Origin of the sequence: Frankia sp. KB5 (genome assembly GCF_002099325.1) — a bacterium.
Taxonomy (GTDB): Bacteria; Actinomycetota; Actinomycetes; order Frankiales; family Frankiaceae; genus Frankia; species Frankia casuarinae.
On sequence record NZ_MRUJ01000342.1, the window covers coordinates 1 to 4,448 of the forward strand.

The 4,448-nt window shown below is 67.5% G+C and carries 2 protein-coding genes; one reads left to right on the forward strand and one right to left on the reverse strand.

Features of this window, described 5'->3' with window-relative positions; genetic code table 11:
- The coding region (locus KBI5_RS24010) for a helicase-related protein (protein WP_116290008.1) at positions 1-2,312 on the reverse strand (2,312 nt) is incomplete at its 3' end.
- 376 nt (positions 2,313-2,688) lie between these two features.
- Here KBI5_RS24010 and KBI5_RS24015 point away from each other — a divergent pair.
- Entirely contained in the window at positions 2,689-4,125 is a 1,437-nt protein-coding gene (locus KBI5_RS24015) for an FAD-binding oxidoreductase (RefSeq protein ID WP_085016568.1), read from the forward strand.
- Positions 4,126-4,448: the final 323 nt, after the last annotated feature.

A 4,448-nucleotide genomic window follows, 5' to 3' on the forward strand; every position in this document is an offset into this window, starting at 1 on the left:
TGATCGCAGTGGGCAAGGTCGAAGGTGGCGCGGTCGTACTTCGTCGCGATCGGTCCCCTGCCGGCCGAGCGGAGGTGCTGGGGCACGTTCGCGATCTCGTAGCGCCCCCGCTCACGCCTGGCGATCCGGCCACCGAGACGGGTGAAGGCCGCCTTGAACGCCAGCTCGACGTAGTGCGGCTGGAGCCTCTTGGCCCGGGCCTCATCCATCGCTGCGCGGAGCCGCTGGAGGTCGGCCTCGGCGAGGTGCTCTGAGGCGAGCGCCCGCTCGTCGAGCAGGTCCTTGAGGCCATCGCCGACGCTGGCGTCGATGACCTCGTGCATCTTCGCCTTCACGTCGGGGCGCTCGCCGTACTGGATGGCGTCGAGCAGGAGGGCGCGCAGCGGGGTCTCGGTGAAGGCTTCACCGAGGACGTCGAAGACCTTGCCGCCGTAATCCTGGCGCATCTGGTCGAGCTTGGCCAGTAAACGGGTGAAGACTTCACCCTCCCGCGTGTTGGAGGCCACGAGGTTCCACAGTCGGCAGACCTTGTCCTGGCCGATGCGGTGGATGCGGCCGAAGCGCTGCTCGATGCGGTTGGGATTCCACGGCAGGTCGTAGTTGACCATCAGATGGGCAGCCTGGAGGTTGAGGCCCTCCCCAGCCGCGTTGGTCGCCAGGAGGATCTGGACGTCGCGGTTCTTGGTGAATTCCTCGGTGATCTGGCGACGCTCGCCGCGGCGGACGCCGCCGTGGATCGCCCTGACCGCGTCGGGCTTGCCGAGCAGCGAGCCGATCCTGGCCCGGAGGTAGTCGAGGGTGTCGCGGTGCTCGGTGAAGATGATGAGCTTGCGCGGCCAGCCGTTGGCGTCGGCGGTCAGCACCTCGTCCTGGAGGATGTTCGACAGCTCGGTCCACTTGCGGTCGGTGCCGGCGTCGCGGACGATCTTGGCGGTCTTCACCAGCTCGGCCAGCTCGATCAGCTCGGCGTTGAGTTCCTCGACGGTCTGCGCTGCGGTGGCAGCGTCGAGCAGGTCCTCCTCCAGCTCCTCGATCTCCTCGGCGTTGTACCCGTCCTCGTCGATCTCGCCCAGGTCGACGGTCGGCTCGGACTCGCGGTAGGTGCCGTTGAGGATCTCCTGCCGTTTGCCCTCCAGGCGCTCGGAACGGCGGACGAGGCTCTTGTAGATCGCCTCCGGGCTGGAGGCGAGTCGCCGCTGGAGAACGGTGAGCGCGAAGCCGACGGTGTTCTTGCGCTTGCCGCCGAGCCGGTCGGCCCGGTTCATCCCCTCGCGGACGTAGTGGGTGACGTCCGCGTAGAGGGCGTACTCCAACGCGGTCAGCTCGTAGGGAACGGTCTCGGCGACACGTTCGGGGAAGAGGTTCTTGCCCTCGAAGGTAAGCAGCTCCTCCTTGACCAGGCGGCGCATGATCCCGCTGGTGTCCGTGGTCTTCTTCTGCCGGCCCTCGAACCGGTCCCTGTCGAGCAGGGTGAGGAAGAGCTGGAAGTCCTCCTCCTTGCCCGAGTGCGGGGTCGCGGTCATCAGCAGCAGGTGGCGGGTGATCTCGCCGAGGAGCTCCCCGAGCTGGAAGCGCTTGGTCTTCTCCAGCTTGCCGCCGAAGTAGTGGGCGCCCATGCGGTGGGCCTCGTCGACGACGATCAGGTCCCACTCGGTCTCCCTGAGCTGGGCCCGGAGCTGCTCGTTGCGGGAGAGCTGATCCATTCGTGCGATGAGGAGCGGGTTGGTCTCGAAGACGTTGAGGTTGACCTGGGAGTCCATGAGCTGGTTGGTCAGCAGATCGAAACGGAGGCCGAACTTGAAGAAGAGCTCGTCCTGCCACTGCTCCACGAGCCCGCCGGGCGCGACGATGAGGCACTGCTTCACGTCGTCGCGCAGCAGCAGCTCCTTGAGGTAGAGGCCAGCCATAATCGTCTTGCCGGCGCCGGGGTCGTCGGCGAGCAGGAAGCGCAGCGGGGTACGCGGGAGCAGCTCGCCGTACACCGCGCGGATCTGGTGCGGGAGGGGCTGCACGTCGCTGGTGGCGACGGCGAGCATCGGGTCGAAGAGCCCGGCCAGCGAGATGCGCTGCGCCTCGGCCACGAGTTTGAAGTCGCTGGCGTTGGCATCGAAGGCGCGGCTGCCGGTCTGGGCGACGCTGAGCTTGTCCTGGTCCTTGCGGAACACGACCTGCTGGCCGAGGCCGCCGGCGGCGGTCTTGTAGGTCAGTTCGAGCGCGTCGGAACCGTGCCATTGCGCGGCAATGACCGTGACGACCTCGGCGGGGATGAGCCCGTCGACGCGCAGCCCTGGCTTGAGTCCTTCCAGCAGCACGACTGACCTCCCGATAGACAGCCGACCAACGCTACTGGAGCGGTCCGACAGTCCGATTCGCGGACCCGGATCCCGGCCACCGACACGCTGGCGGACCGGGGCGGGCTGCGCCCGCACCCCCGGCAGCCACGCCAGGCGCCAGCGACGGACCTGCCAGCTTCCTAATTCCGCAGGCACGCCGCTGTCCGGCRCAGAGACGGGATGGCGGTGGGCCGGGTTCGGAGTGGCAATCTTGGCCGCACTCGCCGAACTGGCTGCCGTCCTGCGGGACGAACACGCTAGCGACGATCCAGCCGTGGCGTCACCCTGTAAGAAGCGAGTAACGCAGACCGATGCCCACCGGAGACATCGGCAGGCGCGGAGGGGAGATCGCTCGATGTCGGCACAGATACTCACGCTGGATGGCGAACGGCAGACGCTCTCGGACGAGACGGTCGAGGAGATTCGCGCGATCTTCCGCGGGCAGGTTCTGACGTCGGACGACCTGGGGTATGACGACATCCGGGTCGTCCAGAACGCCATGCTCGACCGCAGACCCGGTCTGATCATCCGATGCACCGGCACCGCCGACGTCGTCGACGCCGTCAGCCTCGCCTACAAGCGGGACCTGCTCGTCGCTGTCCGCGGCGGCGGCCACAGCATCGCCGGGACCTGCACGGCCGACGACAGTTTGATGATCGATCTGTCGATGATGCGGGGTGTCTGGGTCGACCCGGATCAGCGACGTGTGYGGGTGGCGGGTGGTGCGACCTGGGGCGACGTCGACCGTGAGACGCAGCTGTACGGGCTCGCGGTACCTGGCGGGGTCGTGTCGACCACGGGCGTCGCGGGTCTGACACTCGGTGGCGGAATCGGCTGGCTCCACCGCAAGTACGGTCTGGCCTGTGATGCGCTGCGCGCCGCCGAGGTCGTGACAGCCAGCGGCAAGATCATACGGTGCGACGGGACCGAACATGAGGACCTGTTCTGGGCGTTGCGTGGCGGGAGCGGCAACTTCGGTGTGGTGGTGTCCTTCGAGTTCGAGGCCTATCCGTTGGGCCCGATGGTCTGGAATAGCATGATCGTTCACCCGGTCGATGCCGTTACCGAGGTGCTTTCCCGCTGGCAGGACTGGACGTCCACCGTCCCTGACGAGGTCACCAGCCGTGCCCTCCTGTGGTCGCTGCCGGATGCACCGACGCTCCCGCCCGCCGTGCACAACCGCGACGTGCTCATCACGGCCGCCCTGTATGCCGGCACCCCGGACGAGGGTCAGCGAGCGTGCCGGGCGCTTTCCGGGTTTGGCGCGCCGCTTGCCGATATGAGCCAGGCCCGGTCGTACCGGACAGCGCAATCCTCCCTCGATCCCTTCTTCCCCAAGGGTGGGCTCCAGAGTTACTGGAAGTCCGTCTACCTGGACAGACTCGATGAGGACGCGACCACGTTCGTGGCGCGCATCAGCCACGACCGCCCGCACCCGACGACGATGGTGCACCTGCCTCTCCTGGGAGGGGCCATGTCACGTGTAGGGACAACCGAAACCGCGTTCGGTGACCGCAGCGCTCGGTACCTGCTGAGCATCGACGGAAACTGGCTGGACCCCGCCGAAGACGACGCAAACATCCGCTGGGTGCGCAATGCCTACGGCGAGGCCGTCAGGCTTCGGGCCGCATCGGGCACTTACCTCAACTTCGGCGGCGACGCGGATCTCGACGACGCCGACCGGGCACGGGCCTGGGGGCGCAACGTCGAGCGGCTGCGGCGAGTGAAGCGCACCTATGACCCGGAGAACCGCTTCCGGCTCAACCCCAACATCCCCCCCGCCGAAAGCTGAGCCGGCGCTGGGGCTGGGGCTGGGGCTGGGGCTGATGACCGTCCCCACCTTTCGGGCGATCTCCTCACGCATCTGACGGATCGACGCCACCGCATCACTGTCCGCGAGAATCTCCAGGGTCTCCTGTAGGCTCTCCCGCTCGTCCACCGAGACGACCGGCCAGGCTCGCTGGCGCGCCGTGGCCCACACGGCGCACAGTTCTTCATCCTCGGTCGTGGGCGAGGCGGACGTTGTAACGGGCATCCGAGGCTTGGCGTTCCGTCCCCGCGCGAGCGCACAAGGACGGAACACTTGTCTCTAAAAGATCTCCTCACCGACCGCAG